16 protein-coding genes are annotated in these 22,509 nt (G+C 64.9%); 11 read left to right on the forward strand and 5 right to left on the reverse strand.

What is annotated here, in order from left to right; translation table 11 throughout:
- Nucleotides 1-4: 4 nt before the first annotated feature.
- Nucleotides 5-850 (reverse strand): alpha/beta hydrolase, encoded by an 846-nt coding sequence (locus VRZ08_RS05685; RefSeq protein ID WP_414531895.1) that lies wholly within the window; start codon nt 848-850, stop codon nt 5-7.
- A gap of 356 nt (nt 851-1,206) precedes the next feature.
- On the opposite strand from VRZ08_RS05685, the gene VRZ08_RS05690 reads away from it, so the two are divergent.
- Nucleotides 1,207-3,564 carry an Orn/Lys/Arg decarboxylase N-terminal domain-containing protein gene (locus tag VRZ08_RS05690; RefSeq protein ID WP_414531896.1) on the forward strand — a complete coding sequence of 786 codons (2,358 nt, stop codon included), beginning with the start codon at nt 1,207-1,209 and terminating at the stop codon, nt 3,562-3,564.
- Between the two features lie 22 nt (nt 3,565-3,586).
- Nucleotides 3,587-4,129 carry a GNAT family N-acetyltransferase gene (locus VRZ08_RS05695; protein ID WP_164572776.1) on the forward strand — a complete coding sequence of 181 codons (543 nt, stop codon included), beginning with the start codon at nt 3,587-3,589 and terminating at the stop codon, nt 4,127-4,129.
- A gap of 45 nt (nt 4,130-4,174) precedes the next feature.
- Here VRZ08_RS05695 and VRZ08_RS05700 read toward each other — a convergent pair whose 3' ends face one another.
- Nucleotides 4,175-5,536 carry an ATP-binding protein gene (locus VRZ08_RS05700; RefSeq protein WP_414531897.1) on the reverse strand — a complete coding sequence of 454 codons (1,362 nt, stop codon included), beginning with the start codon at nt 5,534-5,536 and terminating at the stop codon, nt 4,175-4,177.
- A complete protein-coding gene (locus VRZ08_RS05705; RefSeq protein WP_414531898.1) occupies nt 5,537-6,211 on the reverse strand; it encodes a response regulator transcription factor in 675 nt (224 codons plus the stop codon).
- Between the two features lie 280 nt (nt 6,212-6,491).
- On the opposite strand from VRZ08_RS05705, the gene VRZ08_RS05710 reads away from it, so the two are divergent.
- From VRZ08_RS05710 to VRZ08_RS05745, 8 genes are all read left to right on the forward strand, one after another.
- Entirely contained in the window at nt 6,492-7,619 is a 1,128-nt protein-coding gene (locus VRZ08_RS05710) for an efflux RND transporter periplasmic adaptor subunit (protein ID WP_414531899.1), read from the forward strand.
- 27 nt (nt 7,620-7,646) lie between these two features.
- Nucleotides 7,647-10,868: an efflux RND transporter permease subunit gene (locus tag VRZ08_RS05715; RefSeq protein WP_414531900.1), complete on the forward strand. Its 3,222-nt coding sequence runs from the start codon at nt 7,647-7,649 to the stop codon at nt 10,866-10,868.
- Nucleotides 10,868-12,352 carry an efflux transporter outer membrane subunit gene (locus VRZ08_RS05720; RefSeq protein ID WP_414531901.1) on the forward strand — a complete coding sequence of 495 codons (1,485 nt, stop codon included), beginning with the start codon at nt 10,868-10,870 and terminating at the stop codon, nt 12,350-12,352. Before VRZ08_RS05715 ends, VRZ08_RS05720 begins: the two co-directional genes overlap by 1 nt.
- Before the next feature lie 125 nt (nt 12,353-12,477).
- The gene (locus tag VRZ08_RS05725; RefSeq protein ID WP_414531902.1) at nt 12,478-12,837 is read left to right on the forward strand and encodes a hypothetical protein; all 360 of its coding nucleotides are present in this window, start codon (nt 12,478-12,480) and stop codon (nt 12,835-12,837) included.
- A gap of 54 nt (nt 12,838-12,891) precedes the next feature.
- Nucleotides 12,892-14,163, forward strand: a complete 1,272-nt coding sequence (ihpA, locus tag VRZ08_RS05730; protein WP_414531903.1) for a divalent metal ion exporter subunit IhpA — start codon at nt 12,892-12,894, stop codon at nt 14,161-14,163.
- Entirely contained in the window at nt 14,160-15,155 is a 996-nt protein-coding gene (gene ihpB, locus VRZ08_RS05735; RefSeq protein WP_414531904.1) for a divalent metal ion exporter adaptor subunit IhpB, read from the forward strand. The genes ihpA and ihpB overlap by 4 nt, the downstream gene beginning before the upstream one ends.
- A 30-nt stretch (nt 15,156-15,185) precedes the next feature.
- On the forward strand, nt 15,186-18,386 hold the full coding sequence (locus VRZ08_RS05740; protein WP_414531905.1) for an efflux RND transporter permease subunit: 3,201 nt from the start codon (nt 15,186-15,188) through the stop codon (nt 18,384-18,386).
- Between the two features lie 11 nt (nt 18,387-18,397).
- Nucleotides 18,398-18,766, forward strand: a complete 369-nt coding sequence (locus VRZ08_RS05745; protein ID WP_107344019.1) for a hypothetical protein — start codon at nt 18,398-18,400, stop codon at nt 18,764-18,766.
- Between the two features lie 60 nt (nt 18,767-18,826).
- Here the strand turns inward: VRZ08_RS05745 and VRZ08_RS05750 are convergent, their stop codons facing one another.
- On the reverse strand, nt 18,827-19,096 hold the full coding sequence (locus VRZ08_RS05750; protein ID WP_414531906.1) for a DUF2249 domain-containing protein: 270 nt from the start codon (nt 19,094-19,096) through the stop codon (nt 18,827-18,829).
- 73 nt (nt 19,097-19,169) lie between these two features.
- Nucleotides 19,170-20,075, reverse strand: a complete 906-nt coding sequence (locus VRZ08_RS05755) for a hypothetical protein (protein WP_414531907.1) — start codon at nt 20,073-20,075, stop codon at nt 19,170-19,172.
- Nucleotides 20,076-20,274: 199 nt separating this feature from the next.
- On the opposite strand from VRZ08_RS05755, the gene VRZ08_RS05760 reads away from it, so the two are divergent.
- On the forward strand, nt 20,275-22,506 hold the full coding sequence (locus tag VRZ08_RS05760) for a 4Fe-4S binding protein (RefSeq protein WP_414531908.1): 2,232 nt from the start codon (nt 20,275-20,277) through the stop codon (nt 22,504-22,506).
- Nucleotides 22,507-22,509 lie beyond the last annotated feature (3 nt).

Consider the following 22,509-nt stretch of genomic DNA (forward strand, 5'->3'; position numbering starts at 1 on the left):
GAGCCTAGCCGATCAGGTCTCGCGCCGCCTTGACCAGTGCGCCGTCGGGACGGCGCAGTTCGGCCAGGATCGAGAAGTGATCGTGACCGGGAAGTGGTAGCAGCCGCCCCGGTGCACTCGCAGCCTGACGGCGCGCGTGCAGGTCCATCGAGTCCAGCACTAGCGCCGGCAATTCGTTGGCGCCATAGGCGAGGTCGAGCCGCTTGTCGATCACTGGTAGCCGCGATGGGGAGAGCTTCGCGATCTCCTCGTCGGTGAGCTGCAGCGCCTTGTTCAGCCCGGTGTCGCGGATCGGGCCAAGATCGAACACGCCAGAGATCGATAAGCCTGCTGTGACCAGCGGATGATCCAGCGTCATCGCCACCAAGTGGCCGCCGGCAGACCAACCAGACGTAACCACCGGCCCGGCGACGCCGTGCTCGGGGCCGTGCGCTGCGAGCCAGTCGAGCGCAGCGCGGCTTTCGTCGACGATCGTGGTAAGCGACACGTCGGGCGCCAGCGAGTAGCCCGGAATCGCCATCGACCAGCCGTGCGCGGCAATGCCTTCGACCATCAAGGCGAACAGCTCGCGCGAATTCTTCTGCCAATACCCGCCATGCCAGAACACGAGGCAGGGCGCGTCGCGCTCGGCCGCGGGATAAAGGTCGATCTTATTGTTCGGACGTGGGCCGTAGGGCAGGTCGAGCACCGACTTCAACGTCGCGCGCGCCTGCGCGGACGAGGAGTTACGTTCGGCGATCAACTCGGGGCTGTTTTTGACGGCGCTGTTGTTATCGTAGGCCGCGTCACGCTCGCTTTGCGAAAGTTGCGCCCATTTGGTGCGGGGGTCGGCAGGGCGGTCATTCGTCATTACGGCTCCATTCGGCTGTGGGCTGATGGCCGCAGCTTTGCAGCAATGCCGTCCGCCTGTCGATCGCATTGTCCAGGCAGACGCCGCCTCGCGATTAATCAGGTCCGCAGAGACGGGTATCAGCGGTTAGAGCTTGATCGGGGAGGGGCGGCCCCCCGCTCCCTGGGGAGCGTCGGCTCGCGTACATTGCGAACAGTCACCGGCGCGTGGCAGCACCGGACCGCTTGAGATTTTTGCGCCGTCTGCCGCCACCGCCGCTCGCGCGTCATCCATGGAAACGGCTGACCGCGGCCATCTGTCACCACACTGTCACACAACGCGGCGAGAGAGTGTCGGCGATTCACGCGGGTACCCTCATGGACTATTTCAGGCGTTTCACCTTTCTGTTCTCGGCACCCACCTTCGAGGCGGATGATCTCGAGGGCATCCGGTTCAACCAGATCGTCGCCGAGATCGAGCGCTCCGGCTTCGAGATCGTCAAGGCGCGCAAGCTCGAGGATGCCGAGATCGCGGTGCAGACCGATGCGGCGATCGGCTGTATGGTGGTGGATTGGGGCAAGAAGGGGCTCGAGGGCAAGACCGCCGCGCTGATCAACCTGATGCGCCGGCGCGGTCTCGATTTTCCAATCGTGCTGCTGATCCGCCGCAAGCGGTTCGAGGAAGTGCCGGTCGAGGTGCTGGATTTCATCGACGGCTACGTCTTTCTTTCCGAAGAGACGCCGACCTTCATCGCGCGCAATCTGATCAGCCGGCTGAAGCAATATGCCGACACGCTGAAGACCCCGTTCTTCGGCGCGCTGGTCGACTATGCGGAGGAGGGCAACCAGCTCTGGACCTGTCCCGGCCACAACGGCGGCATGTTCTACAGCCGCAGCCCGATCGGCCGGGTGTTCATCGAACACCTCGGCGAAGCGGTGTTTCGCGACGACCTCGACAATTCGGTGCTCGACCTCGGCGATCTGCTCACCCACGAGGGGCCGGCGCTACGCGCGCAGAAGGAAGCCGCGCAGATCTTCGGCGCCGAGAAGACGTACTTCGTGCTCAACGGCACCTCGACATCCAATAAGGTCGCGCTCGGTGCGCTTGTCACCGACGGCGACCTCGTCCTGTTCGATCGCAACAATCACAAGGCGGCGCATCACGGTGCGCTGATGATGGGCGGCGGGATCCCGGTCTACATTCCGACCGTCCGCAACGCCTGGGGGCTGATTGGACCGATGGCATGGGATGCGCTGGATGAAACGGCGTTGCGTGAGCGCATCCGTAGCCATCCGTTGGTTAAGGATCCTGAGGCGTGGCGCAAGCCGCGCCCCTTCCGTGTCGCGGTAGTCGAGCAGTGCACCTACGACGGCACCATCCACAGCGCCGAGATGATCCTGCGCCGCATCGGGCATCTGTGCGACTATATCCTGTTCGACGAAGCCTGGGCCGGCTTCATGAAGTTTCATCCGCTTTACGCCGGCCGCTTCGCGATGGGGCTGGCCAATCTCGGCGACGATGCGCCCGGCATCATTGCGACGCAGTCGACCCATAAGCAGCTCGCCAGTTTCTCCCAGGCGTCGCAGATCCACATCAAGGATCGCCACATCCGCGGCCAGAAGCGGCGGGTCGAGCATCGGCGTTTCAACGAGAGCTTCATGCAGCATGCCTCGACGTCGCCGTTCTATCCGCTGTTCGCCTCGCTCGATGTCGGCGCGCAGATGATGAAGGGACGCTCCGGCGAAGTGCTGTGGGACGATACGATCCGGCTCGGCATCGAGCTGCGCAAGAAGATCCGCGCGGTGCGGCGCGAGTTCGAGGAGAAGGAGGCGAGGCCGGAGCGGCGCTGGTTCTTCGATCCATTCGTGCCAGATCGGGCGACGATCGCGGACGCCGCGCGCGAAGGCGCGGTGCATGATGTTGCCTGGGAAGCGGTGAGCACCGATCAGCTCGCGACCAACCCGGCATTCTGGCAGATCGCGCCGGGCGAGGCTTGGCACGGCTTTGCCAACATGGCGCCGGGCTTCGCCATGACCGATCCGAACAAGCTGACGCTGCTGACGCCCGGCTTCGACCGGGCGACCGGCCGCTACGCCGAGCACGGCGTGCCGGCCCCGGTGGTGGCGCAATATCTGCGCGAGAACCGGATCGTGCCGGAGAAGAACGATCTCAACTCGCTGCTGTTTCTGCTGACGCCTGGCGTCGAGGCGAGCAAGGCCGGCACGCTGATCAGCGGCCTTGTCGCGTTCAAGAAGCTGCACGACGACAATGCGCCTCTGGAAGAGGTGATTCCGGAATTCTGCCGGCGGCGACCGTTGCGCTATGCTGGCGTGCGGCTGCGCGACCTGTGCGGCCAGATGCACCGGTTCTTCCGCGATGCGGATGTCAGTGCGCTGCAGGCCAAGCAGTTCCTGCCCGAGCATCTGCCCGAGATCGCAATGTCGCCGCACGACGCCGCGCGCTGCCTGGTGCGCAACGATGTCGATTATCTGCCGATCAGCCAGATCGCGGACCGGATCGCCACCACGCCGTTCGTGGTCTATCCGCCCGGGATCGCGACGATTGTTCCCGGCGAGCGGCTGAACGAACGGGCCAAGCCGATGCTCGATTACTTGCAAATGTTCGAGCGCAGCTTCAACGAATTCCCCGGCTTCGACGTCGAGATTCAGGGCGTCTATCGTGAGTTCGACGAGGCGGGTCGGGTTCGCCTCTACACCTACGTCGTGGCCGAATAACCCGCCGCCTCCTGGAGTTGCCGTGGACGCTGCTTCGCCCATCCTGATCCGCTCCTCGCACGACGGCGACGTCGAGGCGATGCTCGACATCTATCGCTATTACATTCGGCGCGGCCTCGATGAGGGGATCGACGACCATGGCACGCCACAGCCGGACGATCTGAAGGAGCGGCGCAAGAACCTGCGTAATCGCCGCTTCCCGCATCTGGTGGCGATCCGTGGTGAGACCGTCGTGGGATATGCTTATGTGGTACTGTTTCGGAAGCGGCCGGCCTATCGCTACACGGTGAAGCACTCGATCTATGTGCATCCGGATCACCTCGGCAGCGGCATCGGCCGGCTGTTGATGCACGAGCTGATCGACGCCTGTGCCGCGGCGGGATTCCGCCAGATGATCGGCTATATCGACGGTGACAACACCGCTTCGCTCGGCCTGCACCATAGCTTCGGCTTTGCCACCGTGGGGCGGCTGCCAGGCGTCGCGTATCGTTATGGCCGCTGGGCCGATACGGTGATGGTGCAGCGATCGTTGGGCGCCGGCGCGACCACGCCTCCTGTGATTTGATCGGCGCTCAATCCGACAAACTCCCTCAGGCTGCGGCCGTCAGCGTCAGGTCACGGCCGGCTTCTGAAACGTCAACGTGATCAGCGCGCCGCCGCCCGGAGCGTCGGCCACGGCGATGGCGCCGCCGTGTTCGTCGACGACCGCTTTGACGATCGCAAGGCCCAGTCCGGCGCCATCGCTGCGGGCGCGGTTGCCGCGCCAGAACCGCTGGAAGATCATGCTGCGGTCGGCCTCGGCGATGCCAGGGCCGTGATCGCGCACCGCGACGCCGGGCCCGGCTGCATCGACCTCGATCATCACCTCGGTGCCGGGTGGTGTATGGCGGATCGCATTGTCGACGAGGTTGCGCAGCGCGCGCCGGATCATCTCGGCGTTGCCGCGCACAGGGACGGGGTGATCTCCACCGCGCAGGCCGATCTCCTTGCCGGCGGTGAGCGCGGCCGGTGCGACGGTTTCGATCAATTCGGTTGCGATTTCGACGAGATCGACAGTCTCGTCCGGATCGACCCGCATCGCGTCCATCTCGGCGACATCGAGCAACTGAGACACGATCCGGCTCATCGCGGCAAGATTGCGCTGCAGGTCTTTCCCGGCCGGTTTCGGCTCCAGCGTCTCGATCCGCGCGCTGAGGATCGCGAGTGGCGTCCGCAATTCGTGAGCTGCATCCGCGGTGAAGCGGCGCTGCTCGTTGAAGCCGTGTTCGAGCCGATCGAACGCCTGGTTCACAGCGCTGACCAGCGGCCGGATTTCGCTGGGGATGCCCTGCATCGGCAGCCGGATGTCGGTGCGGCTCGGGCCGATACTGGCGGCGCGCTCCGAAGCGTCGACCAGGGGGCGGATCGCGCGCCGGAAGATCACGATGTCGAAGGCGAGGAGCAGCAGCAGGATCGGCAGAACGATCCAGCCGGCGCGATGGAAGAAGTTGGCAGCAATGTCGTCGATGATGACGTCGCCGTTCGAGAGATCCTCGACCACCTGGATCGTTAGCGTCCGGCCGCCAATGCGTCGCTCGATACTGTCTCCCGACAGGCCGGTCGATCCGGTGACGAGACCGAACCACGAGGCGCGCTCCGCGGATCGGCGCGGTAGCAGCGGTTTGCGGTCCGGGGTCGAGCTGAACAGCACTTGGCCGGAGCTGTCGACCACCGCATAGGCATAGCGGCCATAGGCGGCCGAATACACGTCACGCAAGTCCTGCGGCAGGGTGAGGTCGAGCTGCCCATCCGAGCCGACGCTGAGATGTTCGGCAACGACTTCAGCTTGGCGACGCATCGCATCGCTGTGCAGCCGGTCGATCTCGCGATTCAGCAGCCAGAACAGGATCAGTGGCAGCACCACTGCGGTGATCGTCAGCGCCACCACATGCAGCAGCAGGATGCGGGTGGTCAGCGAGTCGCGCCGGAACACTTACTTGATCTCCGACAGCAGATAGCCGACGCCGCGGATCGTCCGGATCTGCACCGTGGCACGGAGTTCTTCGAGCTGCTTGCGCAGCCGCGAGACATAGACCTCGACCGCATTCGAGGCGACGTCACCGCCGAGCCCGAAGATCTGATCCTCGAGTGTCTTCTTCGGGACGACGCGACCCTGGCGGCGCAGCAGCAATTCGAGCACGTTGAGCTCGCGGCTCGACAACAGGCGCGGCTCGCCGCTGATCAAAATCTGGCGGCCTTCGGTATCAAAAGTCAAATTGCCAAGGGTGAGCGAGCGGCCGAGCAGGTGCCCAGGCCGCCGCAGAATGGCTTCAATGCGCGCCACCATCTCCTCGATCGCGAACGGCTTGACCAGATAGTCGTCGGCACCTGCCTTCAGGCCGGAGACGCGGTCCTGCACGCCGCTCCGCGCGGTCAGCACCAGCACCGGGATCGATTCATGGCCGGCGCGCAGCTCGCGCAACAGCGACATGCCGTCGCCGTCCGGCAAACCGAGATCGAGCGCCATCGCGACGTAGTTCACCGATGCGAGTGCGACGCGCGCATCCTCGACCCCGCTGACAATGTCGACATCGTAGCCGGCGGCGTTGATGCCCCGCGAAATCAGGTCCGCCAGTTCGAGGTTGTCTTCGACGATCAGGAGGCGCATCGCGGGGGCAAACAAGATTGTGACGATCGGGACTTGTGCTTCGTACCACGTGCAAGCCGTGAGCGTACAGAAGCCAAACGCAGGTAGCGAAATTGGTAATTTTGCGAGCGCGACGGCGCCGTGTCAGGTTGGTGTAAGCTCGGTCTGCTAACCACAGCGAAGGCGTCCGGAAACGGCCGATCTGTTCGACTGCGGGGCGCAGATGCAGCACAGCTGGAAGACACCGATTTACGCTGCAGCGGTCGCGCTTTTGGTTGCGGCCGGGTGCGTGGGGCTTGCCATGCGATCCGGCAGTCTCGTCGCGCCGGCTGGAGCGCAGCCGGCGGATACGAGCCGGGATGGCATTGATCTCGCCCAGCAGACGATCGCGCTCTCGGCCAAGCAGGTCGAGGCGATCGCCATCGAACCGGTCGAGCAGCGCGAATTCCGCATCACCAAGGACGCGCTGGGTTCGATCGCCTACAACGAAAACCTGCTGGTGCAGGTGTTCACGCCCTATGCCGGACGGATCATCGACACCTTCTTCAATCTCGGCGACGAGGTGAAGAAGGGCGCGCCGCTGTTCACTATCGACAGCTCCGACTTGCTGCAGGCGGAGTCGACGCTGCTCGCGACCGCCGGCGTATTGGAGCTGCAGAACCGCAATCTCAACCGGGTGCGGCAGCTGCTCAAGACCGGCGGTGCGCCGCAGCGCGATGTCGATCAGGCCACGTCCGATCAGCAGACCGCCGAAGGTAATCACAAAGCCGCGCGCGATGCGGTCCGCATCTTCGGCAAGTCGGAAGCCGAGATCGACCGCATCATCGCCGAGCGACACGTCGACTCGACCCTGATCGTACGCAGCCCGGTGGACGGGCAGGTGACCGCACGCAACGCGGCACCGGGTCTCTACGTGCAACCCGGCAGCGCGCCTGCGCCGCTGACGCTCGCCAATCTGTCGATCAAATGGATGGTAGCCAACGTCGTCGAGACCGATGCGCCCGCGTTCCGGCTCGGTCAGCCGGTTGAGGCGCGGGTGGTGGCCTATCCCGGCCAGGTGTTTCGTGGCCGGGTGACGGCGCTCGGCAGCAGCATCGATCCGAGCTCGCACCGCCAGTTGGTCCGGTCCGAGATCGACGACCCCGCCAATCTGCTGCGCCCCGGCATGCTGGCCAATTTCACCATCGAGGTGGCGAAGCCGGTGACGTCGCCTGCGGTGCGGCTCGATGCGGTGGTGCGCGAAGGTGACGGCACCATGGCGGTTTGGGTGACACGCGACCGTCGCAGCTTTCAGCGCCGGCTGGTCAAGATCGGCCTGGCTCAGGGCGGCCGCCGCCAGATCCTCGACGGCGTCGCGCTGGGTGAGCTGGTGGTCGGCACCGGCGCGATCTTCCTCAGCAACAAGCTCGCGAACGCCGCGAGCGGCTGACCGACACCACAGCCGGCGGCGTTCATCGTGTTCAAGAGCATCATCGAGTTCGGCCTGACCCGGAAGGCCATCATCTTGCTGGCGCTGATCGTGTTCTGCGGCGCCGGCATCGCCGCGTTCACCCGGCTCAACGTCGAAGCCTATCCCAATCCCGCGCCGGTGATCCTCGAGATCACCGCGCAGGCCGCGGGGCTGTCAGCCGAGGAGATGGAGAAGTACTACACCATCCCGATGGAGGTTGGGCTGTATCCGACACCCGGCGTGGTCAACATCCGCTCGACATCGTTCTACGGCCTATCGTTCGTCCGCGTCACCTTTGCCTACGGGGTCGACTATTATTTCGCGCTGACGCAGGCTGCCAATTCGATCCAGCAGAACGTCTCGCTGCCGAATAATCTGGTGCCGACCATTCAGCAGTCGAGCCTGGTCGGCGAGATCTTTCGCTATCAGCTAGTCGGGCCGCCGAATTACGGGCTGACCAATCTGCGCACCGTGCAGGACTATATCGTGGCGCGGCGGCTGATGACGGTGCCCGGTGTGGTGCAGATCAACGCCTGGGGCGGGACCACCAAGCAGTTCAACGTCGATGCCGATCTGCAGAAGCTCGAAGCCTACAACATCACCGTGCCGCAGATGGTATCGGCCCTCGGCAACGCGAACCTCAATGTCGGTGCGCGCGAGATCACCATCGGCCAGCAGTCGGTCAACATCCGCGGCATCGGACTGGTCGATTCCGGCGGCGATGATTCCATCGCCAATGGCTACAAGGTCCAGGACATCGAGAACGTCGTGCTGACCCAGTCGGGCGGGCTGCCGATCCAGATCAAGGATGTCGCCAAGGTCTCGGTCGGCTATGTGCCGCGGCTCGGCATCGCGGGGCGCGACGGTAGCGACGACGTCGCCGCCGCGATCGTGGTGATGGGGCGGACCCAGCACACCAACGACATCGTGCCGAAGGTCGAGGAGGAGGTCGCCAAGCTCAATCGCGACGGCAGCCTGCCGCCCGGCGTCAAGATCGTGCCGTATTACGATCGCGGCGCGCTGGTGGCGGTGACCACCCGGACGGTGCTGCACAATCTGATTGTCGGTTGCCTGTTGGTGTTCCTGATCCAGTGGATTTTTCTCGGCGATCTGCGCAGCGCGCTGATCGTCAGCGCCAGCATTCCGTTCGCGCTGTTCTTCTCGATCATCATTCTCGTGCTGCGCGGCGAGGATGCCAACCTGCTGTCGCTCGGCGCGGTCGATTTCGGCATCATCGTCGATTCCGCCGTGATCATGATGGAGAACATCTTCCGCAATCTGCAATCGCCTGCCGAGCAGCAGCGGCGGAGGCTCGCGCAACTGCAGCAGAGCGGCGCCGGTACAGGCGAGCCGCAGGTGTGGACCGATCGGTTGCGGCTGATCTTCCTGAGCGCGCTGCAGGTCGACAAAGCGGTGCTGTTCACGGCGGCAATCACGGTCACCGCGTTCGTGCCGCTGTTCACTATGCAGGGCGTCGAAGGCCAGATCTTCGGGCCGATGGCGCGAACCTATGGCTACGCGCTGGCGGGTGCGCTGATCTCGACCTTCACGATCACGCCGGTGCTGGCGTCGCTGCTGCTGCCGAAAGCGATCGAAGAGCACGAGACTGCGATTGTGCGCGGTCTGCGCCGCGCCTATGAGCCTGTGCTGCGCTGGTCGCTTGGCCGCACCAAGGTCGCGGCGGTGGTTGGCCTGGTTTTCCTTTGTGTCGCAGGCTTGGCGGCGAGCCGTCTCGGCAGTGAGTTTTTGCCGGCGTTGGAGGAGGGCAATTTCTGGATCCGGGCCGCGATGCCTCCGACGATGTCGCTCGACGCCGGCACAAGTTACGTCCGAAAGATGCGCGAGATCCTGCTGCGGCATCCGGAAGTCATCACCGTGGTGTCGCAGCACGGCCGACCCGACAATGGCAGCGACGCCTCGGCGTTCTCCAATGTCGAGCTGTTCGCGCCGGTCAAACCGTTCTCGGAATGGCCGGCCGGCCTGACCAAGGAGATGCTGGCGGAGCAGTTGCAGAAGGAGTTCGACGCCGAGCTGCCGGGCGTCACCTTCAACTTCTCGCAGTACATCCAGGACAACATCGAGGAAGCGTTATCCGGCGTGAAGGGCGCCAACTCGGTCAAGATCGTTGGCCCCAACCTGCAGGTGCTGGAGCAGCTCGCCGGGCAGGTGGTGCAGGAGATGGCCAAGGTGCGCGGCGTCGCCGACCTCGGCGTGTTCCATCTGCTCGGCCAGCCCAACCTCAACATCAAGGTCGATCGCGAACGCGCTGCGCGCTACGGTCTCAACACCGGCGACGTCAATTCGGTGATCCAGGCGGCGGTCGGCGGCAGCATCGCCACCACGGTGCTCGAAGCCGATCGGCAGTTCGGCGTCGCGGTGCGGCTCGACCCGAAATTTCGCGAAAGCGTCGATGCGGTGCGTGAGCTGAAGATCGCTTACGCGACGCCGAGCGGCGTCAACGCCTACATCCCGCTTAGCGAAGTCGCCACCATCTCGCTCGATACCGGCGCATCCTTCATCTACCGCGAGAGGAGCCAGCGCTACATTCCGATCAAGTTCAGCGTCCGTGGCCGCGACCTCGGCGGCACCGTCGCCGAGGCACAGCAGCGGGTCAACGATGCGGTGCAACTGCCGCCCGGCTATCGGCTGATCTGGTCCGGCGAGTTCGACAATCTGCAGGATGCCAAAGCGCGGCTGATGATCGTGGTGCCGATCACGCTGCTGCTGGTGTTCGTGCTGCTCTATGCGCTGTTCAATACGCTGCGCGACAGCCTGATAGCGCTGCTCGGCATCCCGTTCGCGGCCGGCGGCGGCGTTATCGCGCTTTATCTGTCCGGGCTGGAATTCAGCGTCTCGGCCGCGATCGGCTTCATCTCGCTGCTCGGCGTCGCGGCGATGGACGGCATCCTCAACATCACTTATTTCCGCGAACTGCGCGCCGGCGGCGTGAGCGTCGCCGATGCGGTCAGACAAGCCTCCGAGCAGCGGATGCGGCCGATGCTGATGACGGCGCTGTCGGCTGGCGTCGGGCTGTTCCCGGCGGCGCTGTCGCACGACATCGGCAGCCAGGTGCAGCGGCCGCTGGCGACCGTTGTGGTCGGCGGCATGTTTATCGGCCCGCTGTTGCTGCTGGCGGTGGCACCGGCGCTGCGCAAGCTCGCTTTTGCTCGCGAGGAGGCGGGGCGGACCAGCCCGACTGCCCAGGCCGCACCCCAGGGAGAGCCGTGATGCTGCGTTGGCTCGGCGCCCTCGGCACGTGCGTCTGTCTCGCCGGCTGTGCGGTCGGGCCGAATTTCGTGCAGCCGCCGTCCCCCGAGGTCGATCGCTACACGGTGGCTGCCTTGCCGGCGAAGTCGCCAGGCAAAGCCCAGCCGTTCGTCGTCACGGAGGATGTGCCGACCCGCTGGTGGTCGGCGTTCCGCTCCGAGCCGCTCGACCGGCTGGTGCGCGCGACGGTGGTGCGCAATCCGACCCTGCAGGCGGCGGATGCTGCGATCAAGGTGGCGCACTTCAATGCGCTGGCGCAGCGCGGACTGTTCTTTCCGCAAGTCAGCGCCAGCTATGGTCCATCGACGCAATTGTCGTCGAACAACGAAGCCTCCGATGCGCCGCAGCAGCGATTGTCGCTGCACACGGCCCAGCTCAACATCGCCTACACGTTCGACATCTGGGGCGGCAACGCGCGCGCGGTGGAGAGTCTTGATGCCGTCACCGAGCAGCAGCAGTTCCTGCTGGAGGCGACGCACCTGACGCTGACGGCCAATGTTGTCACCGCGGCGATCGGGGAAGCGTCGCTGCGCGGCCAGATCGCTGCCACCAAGAAGATCGTGGCGATCGAGCGCGACATCCTCGGCATCCTGAAGTCGCAGTTCGAGGCAGGGCAGGCGGCGCAGGTCGACGTCCTGACCCAGGAGGCGGCGCTCGCCCAGGTCGAGCAGACCTTGCCGCCGCTGGAGAAGCAGCTGGCTATTCAACGAGATCTGTTGACCGCGCTGGCCGGCAACTACTCGGCAGCCCAAGTCCCGGAGCGTTTCGAACTGGCGCGCCTCGGCCTGCCGCGCAACATTCCGGTTCTGGTGCCGAGCACGCTGGTGCGACGCCGGCCGGACGTTCGGGCAGCGGAGGCTAATCTGCATGCGGTAAGCGCGCAGGTCGGTGTGGCGGTGGCGGCGCGCCTGCCGAACATCAGCGTCGGCGCCAGCACGGCCGGCGCGAGCGCTACCAACTTTGCGCAGCTGTTCGCGCCCGGCACCGGGTTCTATCTGCTGGCCGCCAATGCCACCCAGCCGATCATCGACGGCATGACCTTGCTGCACAAGCAGCGCGCCGCCGAGGCGGCACTGGAGCAGGCGGACGCGCAGTATCGCCAGGCCGTGATCTCGGCGCTGCAGAATGTCGCCGACGCGCTGCAGAGCCTGCAGCACGATGCAGCCCTGGTGCGCGCTGCCGCCAAATCGGAGGCCGCAGCAAAGGCCAGCCTCGACATCATCCGCAAGCAGCTCGCGCTCGGGCAGGTCAATCAGGTTGTGGTCCTGAACGCGCAGCAGACCTACCTCAATGCTTCGATCGCGCATGTTCAAGCGCAGGCGACGCGCCTGACGGATGCTGCAGCGCTGTTCATGGCCATCGGTGGAAGCTGGCCGGCGGGATGTGGAACCAATTGGCGAAGCTGCGTGCTCGACGATCTGCCGGTCACGGCGGCTTTGCAGTAGGCCTGAAGGAGCAGGCGGGTTCCGGGCTGCGACAGATCGATCCGCTGCGATTTTGTTATGTTATTGCGGATCGACACGGATGCGAGGCGCGTGTTATCCGCTTGTCTCGACCCGTGAGTGCCATCGTGACGCTGATCGCCCGCATTTTCCAGCATCGTCTGCTGCGCGTCTCGCGCCAGGCCGTCGCTATGGCCGTGCTGGCGATGTATCTGCTCGCGGGCGCCATGCACGGGGTGTGCGATCTCGACGTGACCCCCGGTTCCGCCACTACGATCGTCTCGCTGCCGTCGCACGGCGGCGACCATTCGGATAACATCATCGCGGGCGATCACCACTGCCACGGTTGCTTCTCGGTGTCGTTGCCGAGCCCGAGCGTCGTCGCGACCGCGGCCGAGCTCGCCACTGCGCCCATGCACTATGAAGACGCCGAACGCCGCAGCGTTCAGCGTGGAATCGAACCTCCGCCACCAAAAGCCCTGATCTGAACATGACCGCTGGGCGCCACGCGCCCTCAATTCGTCGTTCGTCAGGTCTTCATCATGTTGTCTTCGATCGCCACGCGGCTCGCGTGCGCGGCCGTCTTGCTCGCCGGCTGTGTGCTGGCGGGAGAGGCCCGTGCGCAAACGCTGACTATGGGCAACGCGCTGCAGCGCGCCCTCAACGCCAGTCCGCGGCTCACCGCCGCCGAACGTGACGTCGGCATCGCGCGGGGCCAGCGCATTCAATCCGGTGCGCTGATCAATCCCGAGATCTCCTACGAGCAGGACAATTCGTTCGGCTCAGGCGCGTATCGCGGCACGCGGTCGGCCGAGTCGACGCTGCAAATCAGCCAGATGTTCGAGCTATGGGGCAAGCGCGACGCCCGCATCGCCGCCGGGCAGGCGGGGCTCGATGCCGCCTCCATTGGTCGCCAGGCCGTGCGGCTCGAGGTGCTGTCCGAGACCGCGATCGCTTTCGTCACCGTGCTCGGGTTGCAGCGGCGCATTCAGATCCTCGACGAGCAGATCGTCGCGATCGACGCGATCACGCCGCTGCTGCAGCGCCGCGTCGAAGCCGGCGCATCGTCGGTGGCGGAGACCGGTCGAGCTGAGGTCGCTTCCGCGCTGGTGAAGGCGGATCGCGAACGCACGCGGTCGGCGCTCGCTACCGCCCGGCGGGAGCTGGCGATCCTGATGGGCGATACAGCGCCGAAATTCGCTGCGGTCTCCGGCCGGCTCGAAGCAATCGGCAAACCACCGGCATTTCAGTCCGTGATCGCTGCGATCGACGCCAATCCGCAGCTGGTGCGCTGGAAGGCGGTGTATGCGCAGCGCAACGCCGAGCTTTTGCTGGCGCGCCTCAAGCCGTATCCGGACGTCACCGTGGCGGCCGGCTGGCGCCGCTACAACGAGACCGGCGACAACGCTGTCCGCTTATCGGTGTCGGTGCCGATCCCGCTGTTCGATCAGAACCAGGGCAACATCCTGTCGGCGCAGGAGAGCTTGGCCAAGACCGCGGCGGAACGACAGGCCAATCGCAATACGCTGATCGTGATCGCGGGACGGGCCTACGACTCGCTGCAAGGCTCGCTGCGCGAGCTGGCAATCTTGCGCGACACCGCGATCCCGAAAGCCAGGGATGCCGCCGCCGCGATCTCCGAAGGTTACGGCCAGGGGCGCTACTCGCTGCTCGAAGTGCTCGATGCCCAAGGCAGCGTCGCGCAGGCGCGGCTGCGCGAGCAGGAGGCGCAGCAGAATTTCCATGTCGCCGTCGCCACCATTGAGGGGCTCGTCGGCAATCCTTTCGCATTGGCGCGGGGAGGCGCGCGATGATGAAACCGTTGATGTTGATCTGTGGTGCCGCCGCGATGTTTGCGCTTGGTGTCGCCGTTTCCGCCTACGCGCCGATCGGATCGCGCGAGCCGGCCCAGCAGGCTGCGAAGGACTCGAAGGGACACAATCACGCCGAGGGTGAGAAGGGCCATGGTCATGAGGGCCACGGCGAGGAGGGTGCGGTCGAAATGAGCGACACCAAGGTCGCGGCCTCAGGCATCGAGATCCGCACCGCCAAAGCGGAGACGCTGCACGAGTCGCTGGTGCTGAACGGCATCCTGCAGCCCAACCAGGAGACGCTGGTGCAGGTCACGCCGCGGTTCCCCGGCGTGGTTCGGGAGATCAAGAAGCGGATCGGCGACACGGTCGAGAAGGGCGAGCTGCTCGCCAAGATCGAAAGCAATCAGAGCCTCAGCGTCTACGAGATGCGCGCGCCGATCTCCGGCACTGTGATCGACCGCCAGATTTCGCTGGGCGAATACGCTTCCGAGCAGAAGCCGGCGTTCATCGTCGCCGATGTCTCCACGGTCTGGGTCGACCTGTCGGTATATCGGCGCGATCTGCCGCGGGTGCGGATCGGCGACAAGATCCTGATCGACGTCGCCGATGGCGGCAAGCCGATCGAGGCCAGCCTGTCGTACATCTCGCCGGTCGGCAGCAGCGATACGCAGAGCGCGCTTGCCCGTGCCGTGGTGTCGAACGACGCGCTGCGCCTGCGCACCGGCCTGTTCGTCTCCGCGCGGCTGATCCTTTCGGCCAAGCCGGTGCCCCTCGCGGTGCGAGCCTCGGCGATCCAGACCGTCGAAAATCGCAGCGTGGTGTTTGTCCGTAACGGCGACAAGTTCGAGGTGCGCGATGTCGAGCTCGGCGACCGCGACGCCGAGAATGTCGAGGTCATGTTCGGCTTGCTCGATGGTGATCGCTACGCCGCAGCCAACAGCTTCGTGGTGAAGGCAGAGCTCGGCAAGGGATCGGCCTCCCATGAGCACTGATGTGATCGCCTCAGTTCGTGGACATCGCTCATGATCGACCGGGTTCTTGCATTCTCCGTTCGCCAGCGCTGGCTGGTGATGATCGGCGTGCTGATGATGGGCGCGTTCGGCGCCTGGAATTTCACGCGGCTGCCGATCGACGCGGTGCCTGACATCACCAACGTCCAGGTTCAGATCAACACCAACGCGCCCGGCTATTCGCCGCTCGAAGTCGAGCAGCGGATCACCTTTCCAATCGAAACCGCAATGGGCGGGCTGCCGAACCTCGTCAATACGCGGTCGCTGTCGCGCTACGGGTTGAGCCAAGTCACCGTGGTGTTCAAGGACGGCACCGACATCTACTTCGCCCGGCAACTCGTCAACGAGCGGGTGCAGCGCGCCAAGGACGTGCTTCCGACCGGAATCGAAACGGCGATGGGACCGGTCTCGACCGGCCTCGGCGAAATCTACATGTACACCGTCGAGGCGAAGCAGGGTGCGACGCGCGCCGACGGCAAGCCGTTCACGCCCAGCGATCTACGCACCGCGCAGGACTGGATCATCAAGCCGCAACTGCGCAACGTCCCCGGCGTCAACGAGGTCAACACCATCGGTGGCTTCGCCAAGCAGTTCCACGTGCTGCCCGATCCGGCGAAGCTGATGGCCTATCGCCTCAGTTTTCGCGACGTGATGACGTCGCTTGCCAGCAACAACGCCAATGTCGGCGCCGGCTATATCGAGAAGAACGGCGAGCAGTATCTGGTGCGCACGCCGGGGCAGGTCAGTGACGTCGAGGAAATCCGGCAGATCGTGATCGGCTCGCGCGGCGGCGTGCCGGTGCGGATCATGGATGTCGCCGAGGTGAAGGAAGGCACCGACCTTCGCACCGGCGCTGCGACGCTGAACGGACAGGAGGTCGTGCTCGGCACCGCGATGCTGCTGATCGGCGACAATGGCCGCACCGTGGCACAGCGGGTTGCCGGGAAGCTGCAGCAGATCGAGAAGTCGCTGCCGGAAGGTATGTCGCTCCGCGCGGTGTATGACCGCACCCATCTGATCAACGCCACCATCGCGACCGTGGAGAAGAACCTCGTCGAGGGCGCGCTGCTGGTGATCGCGATCCTGTTCCTGATCCTCGGCAACTTCAAAGCTGCGTTTGCCACTGCGTTGGTGATCCCACTGGCGATGCTGTTCACCATCACTGGTATGTTCGAGAACAAGGTCAGCGCCAATTTGATGAGCCTCGGCGCAATCGACTTCGGCATCATCATCGACGGCGCCGTGATCATCGTCGAGAACTGCCTGCGGCTGCTGGCCCACGAGCAGCAGCGGCAAGGCAGGCTGCTGACCCGTCAGGAACGGTTCGACACCATCATCGCCGGCTCGCGCGAAGTGATCAAACCGAGTCTGTTCGGCACGCTGATCATCGCGGTGGTGTATCTACCGGTGCTGACGCTGACCGGCGTCGAAGGCAAGATGTTCACGCCGATGGCGCTGACCGTGCTGATGGCGCTGCTCGGCGCCAGCCTGCTGTCGATGACATTCGTGCCCGCCGCGGTGGCGCTGCTGGTCACAGGCAAAGTGTCCGAGAAAGAAAACTGGTTCATGCGCCTGGCGCACCGGGCGTATCTGCCGCTGCTCGATATGGCGATCCGGTTTAGGCGGATGATCGTCATGGCGGCCGTGATGCTCGTGGTCGTCAGCGGCTACATGGCGACGCGGATGGGCGGCGAGTTCATTCCGAGCCTGGACGAAGGCGACGTCGCGATCCAGGCGATGCGGATTCCCGGGACCAGCCTGACCCAATCGCTCGACATGCAGATCGCGCTGGAGAAGCGCATCCTGGCAATTCCTGAGGTGAAGGATGTGTTCGCCCGCACCGGCACGGCGGAGGTAGCGACCGACCCGATGCCGCCGTCGATCTCCGACGGCTATGTGATGCTGAAGCCGCACGATCAATGGCCGGATCCGAAGAAGCCGAAAGCTGAGGTCGTCGAACAAATCGAAACGGCGGCCGAGCAGGTGGCGGGCAGCCTGTATGAGCTATCGCAACCGATTCAGTTACGCTTCAACGAATTGATCTCCGGCGTACGCAGCGATGTCGGCGTCAAGATCTTCGGCGACGACCTCGATGTGCTTACTCAGGTCGCCGGGCAAGTGCAGTCGGTGCTGCAGACCATCAAGGGGGCCGCCGACGTCAAGAGCGAGCAGGTTGCCGGGCTGCCGGTGCTGACGGTGAAGCTCGACCGCAAGGCGCTGGCGCGGTTCGGCATCAGCGTTGCCGACGTGCAGAACCTGGTGGAGATCGCGGTCGGTGGCAAATCGGCCGGGCTCGTATTCGAAGGTGACCGCCGCTTCGATCTCGTCGTCCGGCTGCCTGATCAGATCCGTACCGATATCGAGGCGATCAAGGCGCTGCCGATCCCGCTGCCGCCGGCCGAGGGGCAGGCGAAAGCCACACCGGCGGCGTTCGGCGTCTCGCCGCTGTCCCAGATGCGTTACGCACCGTTGTCCGAGCTTGCCGAGATCGTGGTGGCACCGGGGCCGAACCAGATCAGCCGCGAAGACGGCAAGCGCCGCATCGTGGTCTCGGCCAACGTCCGGGGCCGCGACCTGGGCTCATTCGTCGGCGAGGCACAGCGGTTGATCGCCGACAAGGTCAAGCTGCCGGCGGGGTATTGGATCGGCTGGGGCGGGCAGTTCGAGCAGCTCGTCTCGGCGACCCAGCGCCTGACCATCGTGGTGCCGATCGCGCTGCTGCTGATCTTCCTGTTGCTGTTCATCAGCCTCGGCTCGGCGGCCGATGCACTGCTGGTGTTCAGTGGTGTGCCGCTGGCATTGACCGGAGGGATCTTCGCGCTGCTGCTGCGCGACATTCCGCTGTCGATCAGCGCCGGCATCGGCTTCATCGCGCTGTCCGGCGTCGCGGTGCTGAACGGCCTAGTCATCATCACCTTCATTGAGAGGCTGCGTGGCGAAGGCCGCCGGATCGTCGAGGCGGTGCGCGAGGGCGCGCTGACGCGGTTACGTCCGGTGCTGATGACCGCGCTGGTCGCTTCGCTCGGCTTCGTGCCGATGGCGCTTGCCACCGGTGCCGGTGCCGAGGTGCAGCGGCCACTGGCGACCGTGGTGATCGGCGGCATTGTGTCGTCGACGATCCTGACGCTGCTGGTGCTGCCTGCGCTCTACATCCTGTTCCGCCGCGAAACGGCAACTGCGGGTGCCGATGCGGATCCTGTCCCTAACACTTGAGGAGCTCATCGATGAAGAAGATGCTGATCGTCGCAGCCGCGTTGTTGTTCGCCGCGCCGGCGTGGGCGCAACACGACCACCACAAGGGGCCGAACGGCGGCCCGGTCGAAGATGTCGCCGGGGTGCATGTCGAGATGGTCGCCTCGGGCAAGACCGTGACGTTCAACGTCTTCGACGAGTCGAATAAGCCGCTGCCCACTAACGGTTTCTCCGGCGCCGCCTTGCTGATCTCCGGAAGCGAGCGCGAGACGCTGCCACTCACTGCAGCCGGCACGGCGCTGAAGGCCGAGTCCAAATCGGAGATCGCCAAAGGCGCTTCGGTCAGTCTCACGTTGAAGACGGCGGACGGCAAGACCGGGCAGGCGAAGTTCAAGCCCTGAGGCAATGCGGGGTGTGCGTCAGCGCGTTGGTCGGAATGCGGGCCGCGCTGTGGCGCGCCACTATCCCAGCGCAGCTTCGCAATCTGGGATGTGGAGCGCCTTGCGAATGCTGACGCGCCAAGTTGCCGGCCCGCTCTCGAGATAGTCCCAACAGAAACTCCCGGACCGCTTCACGTCGAACAGATAACGCAGCGGCCGCGGGTCGTGATCGCTGACCAGCTCCAGCCCTCGCTCGGGCGTGAGCTGGTCGAACAGGCTGAACACGATCGGGTGGCGTAGCGGCCGGGGAAACAGCCTGACGTCGATGACGGTGGTGATTTGATCTGTCATGCATACAGCATCGCCGCGACGGCGCCCGCGATCGTTGTCGGGGCGCAAACAAAAGCGGCGATGTGACGTGCTCTCAAGATCGCTGCGAGTTGGCGAACGCCCGCAGCCGTGCGAGCCGGGCGATCGACGAAGCGGCGAGGCTCTGCGCCAGTTCCAAGCCCGCCTGGTCGGTGGCGCGGTCGGATTCGTCCAGATAAATCGAGGTCAGTTGCTCGGCATAGCGCACTACGCGTCGCGGCACGTCTGCCGTTGTCTCACTGTCGGATTTCCCCGGCAGCTCGGCGCTGAGAGCCGCAAGGTCGGCTGAAGCAAGGCCATTCGATGACAACAGCCGCTCTTGGTCCGTTGGCGACAGAGTTTGCGACCAGCGCACGATCTCTTTCAGCAGCAGGCTTTCCATCAGTGCGGCCGAGGACATTTCCCCCGTCGTCTGCTCTCCTGCGTCTTCGCCTTTGCGCGATTGTTCGGCTCGCCACGCCAACCTGCGCTCGCGCCGCAGCAGGTCGGAGTCGACCAACGCTTCTCGCGCCATTGTCTCCGCTGCGATTCGAAGCTCGGGCGCTGCGGCATGCGCGGCGACGTAGGTCCAGAACACGAAAGCTCGCTGCCGATGCCGAACGGCGATCGCCCACGCTTGGTACGGCGTGGACAGTGACGAGTCGGCCAGTTCAACGAGTTCCGATTTTGGAACTAGATCATCAACGGGGCCGATCGCGGGTGCGGCATCGGCTTCCTTGCGCGGAAGAGTCGAGCGACGTAGCTTGATCTCGGCGATCCGATCCTGTTCGCGCTCGCGCAGTGTCTCGAACACGCAGCGCACAGGTTCGACACTGTGATCGCTGTCATCTGTCAGCGACGCCGCCATCTGATCATAAGCCGAGGCGGCGCGTTCGGCCTGCGCCAGAGCGATGGCGTAGAGCTCGGCGAGAGTCTTCACCGCGTGCGTCGGTGTTGATGTCAAGAGCGGAGTGTTACGCATGGTCGTCTCTGGTTGAGCAGTTTAGGCATTATGTGCCGAATTTGCGCTGGCGCAAATCGGTGTCTTTGTCGGCTGCTATCGAAAGTCGACCACGCGATCCAGAACAACGGCGTTCTGTTCACTACTTGGAACCGGACCGTTGAGAAGATTGCGCCCAATCCTTGCCCTGTTTTTGTTTGTGCTCGCTTTGGCGAGCAGCGTGACGGCTGCTGATGCCGCGAGCCATCTGGGCGATTATCTCAGCCGTGCGACACCTTCCGAACTCGTGCCGGGCGCAGACCGCTTCGGTCCGATGCAGGGCGATCCTGCGCTCGCACCGGCGTATCAAGGCGATCGATTGCTGGGGTTCGCCTATCTGAATTCGGACTTTGTTAACGCCACCGGCTATTCCGGCAAGCCGATCCAGATGCTGATCGGCATCGATCCGAACGGCGTGATCACAGGCCTGAAGCTGGTCGATCACAAAGAGCCGATCGTTTTGGTCGGCATTCCGGAAGCCAAGATCCTCGCCGCCGTCAACAAGCTGATCGGTGCCGATCTGGCGACGGTGGCGCGCGGCAAGGCTGCGGCGCCGCAAGTCGATATCGTCAGTGGCGCCACCGTCACCGTGCTGGTGATCGGCGACAGTATCGTACGCTCGGCGACCAAGTTGATTAAGAGCGGCCGGATCGGCGGCGGGCAGGGCGACGTCGCGCAGGCGCCTCCGGTCAACAAGACGGTCGATCTCACCAAGAGCGAGGTACGCGATTGGGAGAGCCTGGTCGGCGACGGTTCGGTGCGCCGGCTGCTGCTGACCAATGCGGACGTCGATCAGGCGTTCGAGAAGTCCGGCAACCGCGAAGCGGCGGCTCGTCCCGAGCCCGGCGAGCCGACCGACATGTTCATCGAGCTTTACGTCGCCGATGTCGGCGTGCCGACGATCGGACGCAGCTTGCTCGGCGATGACGGCTATCAGCGGCTGAAAGCGCGGTTGCAGCCGGGGCAGCAGGCTCTGGTGATCGCCGGCCACGGAACCTATTCGTTCAAGGGCTCCGGCTACGTGCGTGGCGGCATCTTCGATCGCATCGAGCTGATCCAGGACGGCAACAGCATCCGTTTCCGCGACCGCGACCACACCCGGCTTGGAGACCTTGCGGCCGAGGGCGCGCCGGATTTCCCGGAGATCGGGCTGTTCCTGGTGCCGACCGAGTTCGGCTTCGATCCGACCGAGCCGTGGTCGCTGCAGCTTCTGGTGCAGCGCGTGATCGGCGCGCGCGACAAGGCGTTCCTGACCTTCGACCTCGGCTACACGCTTCCCGAAATCTATATCAAGCGCGAGCAGCGCGCCGTGACGGTGAGCGACACGCCGGCGCCGGCAGCTTCTGCGCGGAGTGCTGCAGCCACGCCCGCTTCGCCGTCGGCGGCCGCCTCAGATGAGGCGCAGGACGAGCCGTTGTGGATGCGGATCTGGCGGGGCGATCTGGTTCGGATCGGCATTCTTGCCGTCGCGCTGGGCACGCTGACGCTGATCTTCTTCTTCCAGAACCAGTTGGTCCGGCGGCCGACGGTCTATGTCTGGGTGCGCCGCGCGTATCTCACCTTCATCCTGGTCTGGCTCGGCTGGTACGCCAACGCGCAGCTCTCGGTCGTCAACGTCCTGACCTTCACGAATTCGCTGATCACCGGGTTCAGCTGGGATTACTTCCTGTCGGCGCCGTTGATCTTTGTGTTGTGGGCGTCGGTGGCTGCAGCCCTGCTGTTCTGGGGGCGGGGGCCGTTCTGCGGCTGGCTGTGCCCCTTCGGAGCGCTGCAGGAGCTGCTCAACAATATCGCCAAGGCGCTGAAGGTCCCGCAGTTCAACGTGCCGTGGGGGCTGCACGAGCGGCTGTGGCCGATCAAGTACATCGTGTTCCTCGGGCTGTTCGGCCTGTCGATCTATTCCACCGCGGCCGCCGAGCACTTCGCCGAAATCGAGCCGTTCAAGACCTCGATCATTCTCAAGTTCGCGCGGGAATGGCCGTTCGTGGTTTACGCGGCGACGCTGCTCGCAGCCGGCCTGTTCGTCGAACGGTTCTTCTGCCGCTATCTGTGCCCGCTTGGCGCGGCGCTGGCGATCCCGGGCCGTATCCGGATGTTTGAATGGCTGCGCCGCTGGCCGGAATGCGGCTCGCCGTGCCAGCGCTGCGCCAAGGAATGCCCGGTGCAGGCGATCCACCCGGAAGGGCACATCAACGTCAACGAGTGCATTTACTGCATGCACTGCCAGGAACTGTACTTCGACGACCACCGCTGCCCGCACATGATTCAGCTGCGGCTGAAGCGGGAGAAGCGTGAGGCGCTATCGTCGACATCGATGCGCGGCGGCAAAGGCCCCGCGACCGTGATCCTCGCCGGGGGCAAGCCGCTTGCCGCCCAGCCGGCGGGCGCCACTCAACCACCTCCAGCACAGTAAAAC

Source organism: Rhodopseudomonas sp. G2_2311 (assembly GCF_047501505.1).
Classification (GTDB): Bacteria; Pseudomonadota; Alphaproteobacteria; order Rhizobiales; family Xanthobacteraceae; genus Rhodopseudomonas; species Rhodopseudomonas palustris_H.

What these genes read in the sequence shown, in the direction of transcription:
- VRZ08_RS05690 (WP_414531896.1), top strand. Translation starts at nt 1,207, where the DNA reads ATGGACTATTTCAGGCGTTTCACCTTTCTGTTCTCGGCACCCACCTTC.
- ihpB (WP_414531904.1), top strand. Translation starts at nt 14,160, where the DNA reads ATGATGAAACCGTTGATGTTGATCTGTGGTGCCGCCGCGATGTTTGCG.
- VRZ08_RS05745 (WP_107344019.1), top strand. Translation starts at nt 18,398, where the DNA reads ATGAAGAAGATGCTGATCGTCGCAGCCGCGTTGTTGTTCGCCGCGCCG.
- VRZ08_RS05755 (WP_414531907.1), bottom strand. Translation starts at nt 20,075, where the DNA reads ATGCGTAACACTCCGCTCTTGACATCAACACCGACGCACGCGGTGAAG.
- VRZ08_RS05710 (WP_414531899.1), top strand. Translation starts at nt 6,492, where the DNA reads ATGCGATCCGGCAGTCTCGTCGCGCCGGCTGGAGCGCAGCCGGCGGAT.
- VRZ08_RS05705 (WP_414531898.1), bottom strand. Translation starts at nt 6,211, where the DNA reads ATGCGCCTCCTGATCGTCGAAGACAACCTCGAACTGGCGGACCTGATT.
- VRZ08_RS05685 (WP_414531895.1), bottom strand. Translation starts at nt 850, where the DNA reads ATGACGAATGACCGCCCTGCCGACCCCCGCACCAAATGGGCGCAACTT.
- VRZ08_RS05740 (WP_414531905.1), top strand. Translation starts at nt 15,186, where the DNA reads ATGATCGACCGGGTTCTTGCATTCTCCGTTCGCCAGCGCTGGCTGGTG.
- VRZ08_RS05720 (WP_414531901.1), top strand. Translation starts at nt 10,868, where the DNA reads ATGCTGCGTTGGCTCGGCGCCCTCGGCACGTGCGTCTGTCTCGCCGGC.
- ihpA (WP_414531903.1), top strand. Translation starts at nt 12,892, where the DNA reads ATGTTGTCTTCGATCGCCACGCGGCTCGCGTGCGCGGCCGTCTTGCTC.
- VRZ08_RS05750 (WP_414531906.1), bottom strand. Translation starts at nt 19,096, where the DNA reads ATGACAGATCAAATCACCACCGTCATCGACGTCAGGCTGTTTCCCCGG.